The sequence below is a fragment of the uncultured Campylobacter sp. genome, assembly GCF_938045535.1.
Lineage (GTDB): Bacteria > Campylobacterota > Campylobacteria > Campylobacterales > Campylobacteraceae > Campylobacter_B.
In genome coordinates this window covers 1-3,239 of the sequence record NZ_CALIMQ010000184.1, presented here as the reverse complement: position 1 = coordinate 3,239, position 3,239 = coordinate 1, and the positions used below count along the sequence as shown (strand labels likewise).

The window sequence follows — 3,239 nt, the reverse complement described above, 5'->3', positions numbered from 1 at the left end:
TTGTAAGCGTTTAGGTGAGATAGCTGAAAATTTTAAAGTTTTAGAATTCTTCGCTTAAATTTTGAGTGGCAAGTCAGAATTTAAGGTAAAAAGCAAGCTCAGATAAAGCTTTTAAATTAAAGGATAATGCAGCAAAACCGTAAATTTGCGGTGAGATACGAAATTTATAAGATCATGCGGTGACTAAAAATTACACCGCTTAATCGTTAATTAATAATAAATCACCGCGCTTTAGACATATCCAAAACGCGGCGCATATCATTTTAGCGGCGCGTAGCTACAATATCGCCGCGCATAAAGTATTTCGCGGCGCTACGAAATCTCACAGCGCCGTTGTAATGGCATGGGAGCGCCGAATGACGCCCCCACGGGGCTACATCATTCCGCCCATACCGCCCATTCCACCCATATCAGGCATTGGCGGCATTGCAGGTTTTTCCTCTTTGATCTCGCTTACGGTCGCTTCGGTCGTTAGAAGCAGGCTTGCGACGGAGACCGCGTTTTGAAGCGCGATACGCTCGACCTTCACAGGATCGATGATACCTGCCTCAAACATATTGACGTACTCGCCGTTTGCGGCGTTGAAGCCAAATTTTTTGTCTGAGCCCTGCTCGACCTTATTTGCTACGACACCCGCGTCAAATCCCGCATTCTCTGCGATCTGGCGAAGTGGAGCGAAAAGCGCACGCTTAACGATGTCCGCACCGATAAGCTCGTCGCCGCTTAGAGCTAGCTTTACGCTAAGTCCAGCTCTGATTAGCGCAGCGCCGCCGCCGATTACGATACCCTCGTCTACGGCTGCTTTGGTTGCGTTTAGAGCATCGTCCACGCGGTCTTTTTTCTCTTTCATCTCGGTTTCGGTCGCAGCGCCCACCTTTATAACCGCAACGCCGCCGCTAAGCTTAGCCATGCGCTCTTGAAGCTTCTCTTTGTCGTAATCGCTCGTAGTCTCTGCGATCTGAGCTTTGATCTGCGAAACGCGCGCATCGATATCTTTTTTCTTGCCTGCGCCGCCTACGATAGTGGTGTTATCTTTGTCGATCACGATGCGCTCGGCTTGTCCAAGATCAGCCATGGAGGCGCTTTCTAGCGTTCTGCCAAGCTCCTCGCTGATGACGGTACCGCCTGTTAAAATCGCGATATCTTCAAGCATTGCCTTTCTGCGATCGCCAAATCCAGGGGCTTTGACCGCAGAGATGTTTAACACGCCGCGAAGTTTATTTACGACTAAAGTCGCAAGTGCCTCGCCCTCGATATCCTCGGCGATGATTAGAAGCGGTTTGCCGCTTTTTTGAACCTGCTCCAAAACCGGAAGTAGATCTTTTAAATTTGTAATTTTTTTATCAAATAGAAGCACTAGCGGCGAGCTTAGCTCGACTAGCATTTTCTCGGCATTTGTAATGAAATATGGGCTTAGATAGCCGCGGTCAAACTGCATTCCCTCGACTACGTTTAACTCATCGTTGATCGATTTTGCCTCTTCGACGGTTATAACGCCGTCCTTGCCGACTCTTTCCATAGCGTCTGCGATCAGATCGCCCACCGCGCTGTCGTTATTAGCAGAGATCGTAGCAACCTGAGCGATCTCTTTTTTGCCACTTACTTTTTTAGAGGATTTTTTTAGCTCCTCAATAACCGCAGCGCTAAATTTATCCATACCACGCTTAACTTCGATCGGATTTGCGCCCGCAGTTACGTTGCGTAGGCCCTCTTTAAAGATCGCGTGAGCTAGCACGGTCGCAGTCGTAGTGCCGTCGCCTGCTTGATCGTTGGTTTTACTCGCTACTTCGCGCACCAAAGAAGCGCCCATATTCTCTAGCGTGTCTTTTAGCTCGATCTCTTTAGCTACGGTTACGCCGTCTTTTGTGATCGCCGGAGCACCGAAGCTCTTTTGGATTAAGACATTGCGACCGCGAGGTCCCATCGTAACTTTTACAGCGTCGTTTAGCTTCCTAACGCCCGCGTAAAGCTTGTTTCTTGCGTCGTCTGAAAAAATAATCTCTTTTGCCATTTTCAATCCTTTTTATTTAATTATGCCTAAAACATCTTCTAAATTTAAGATAAGGTATTTCTTATCGTCTAAGCTGATCTCGCTGCCTGCGTATTTTGCAAACGCTACGGTATCGCCATTTTTGACGCCTTCACATTCGCTGCCGACGGCTACAATTTTGCCGGTCGAAGGCTTCTCTTTTGAAGCATTGTCGGGGATGATGATACCCGAAGCGGTCTTTTTAGTTTCCTCCTCGCGCTCAATTAGAACGCGCTTGCCAAGTGGTTGAAATTTCATTTCAGTCCTTTCTTTGATTTGTGATTTCTAAAATTGGCACTCAATGTGTTTGAGTGCTAAGATTATATGCAAAATTTAAAATCTTGTCAATAGTTTATGAAAAATTTTTATAAAACTTTAGTGATTTAAACTCAAGTATTGAGATTTCAAACGTTAAATTTTAAGGGCTATAATACCCTCAAATTTTAAATTTTAAGGGGACGAAATGAAAATTTTCGGCATAATCGCAGGAATTTTAATCCTGCTTGTCGTAGGCGCAGGCTGCCTATTTTTCAGCGATTTTGGAAACAATCTAGCTAAGCCTTACATAGAAAATTTGATCAAAGAAAAAAGCGGCCTTGACGTGAAGCTTGAGAAATTCGATCTAAATTTCGGCGATCTGGACATCAGCGCCAACGTAAATGACGCTGCAAACGTAAACGTAAAGGGCAAATACTCGCTTTTTGCGCGCTCTTTCGATCTTAACTACGACGCAAATGCGCACGATCTAGCCAAGCTCGGCATAAAAACGAGCGAAGAGCTAAGCCTCAAAGGGCAAATTTTAGGCGATCTTGTCAAATTCGGCATCAACGGCAGCGGGCGGATTTTTGATAGCAACGTAAAATTTTTAGCAAATTTAAAAGACCTTAGTCCGCTTGATCTGCAAATCGATGCTAAGGGCCTAAACGTCGAAAAAGCCCTTGCCGTGGCTTCTCTGCCTATCTACGCCAAAGGAAATATCGACGTGCTCTCGGACATCAAAGCCGGAGGCAGCGGTGCAGAGGGTAACGCGAGCATCAAGAGTTCAAATTTGATCCTCAACGAATCTGCATTTAAAGATATGAATATCTCTATCCCAAAGGGCGTGCAGATCACGCTAAACTCGGACATAACCGCGCAAAATGACATCCTGCGAGCAGCAAGCAAGATCGATTCGACGCTAGGCAAGATCAGCGCCGAAAAGTCGGAATTT

Annotated in this window: 2 protein-coding genes and 1 pseudogene; 1 reads left to right on the top strand and 2 read right to left on the bottom strand. The window is 45.9% G+C overall.

The genetic code is table 11. The features are described 5' to 3' along the window. Positions 1-373: 373 nt before the first annotated feature. Both groL and groES read right to left on the bottom strand, forming a co-directional pair. Positions 374-2,011, bottom strand: coding sequence for a chaperonin GroEL (gene groL / locus Q0095_RS05765; RefSeq protein WP_295151473.1), 1,638 nt, complete (start codon positions 2,009-2,011; stop codon positions 374-376). Between the two features lie 12 nt (positions 2,012-2,023). Then, on the bottom strand, positions 2,024-2,287 hold the full coding sequence (gene groES, locus Q0095_RS05760) for a co-chaperone GroES (RefSeq protein WP_005871710.1): 264 nt from the start codon (positions 2,285-2,287) through the stop codon (positions 2,024-2,026). Between the two features lie 205 nt (positions 2,288-2,492). Between groES and Q0095_RS05755 the strand changes: the two are divergent. Next, positions 2,493-3,239 (top strand): annotated as a pseudogene (locus Q0095_RS05755) (hypothetical protein); the annotation flags it as partial.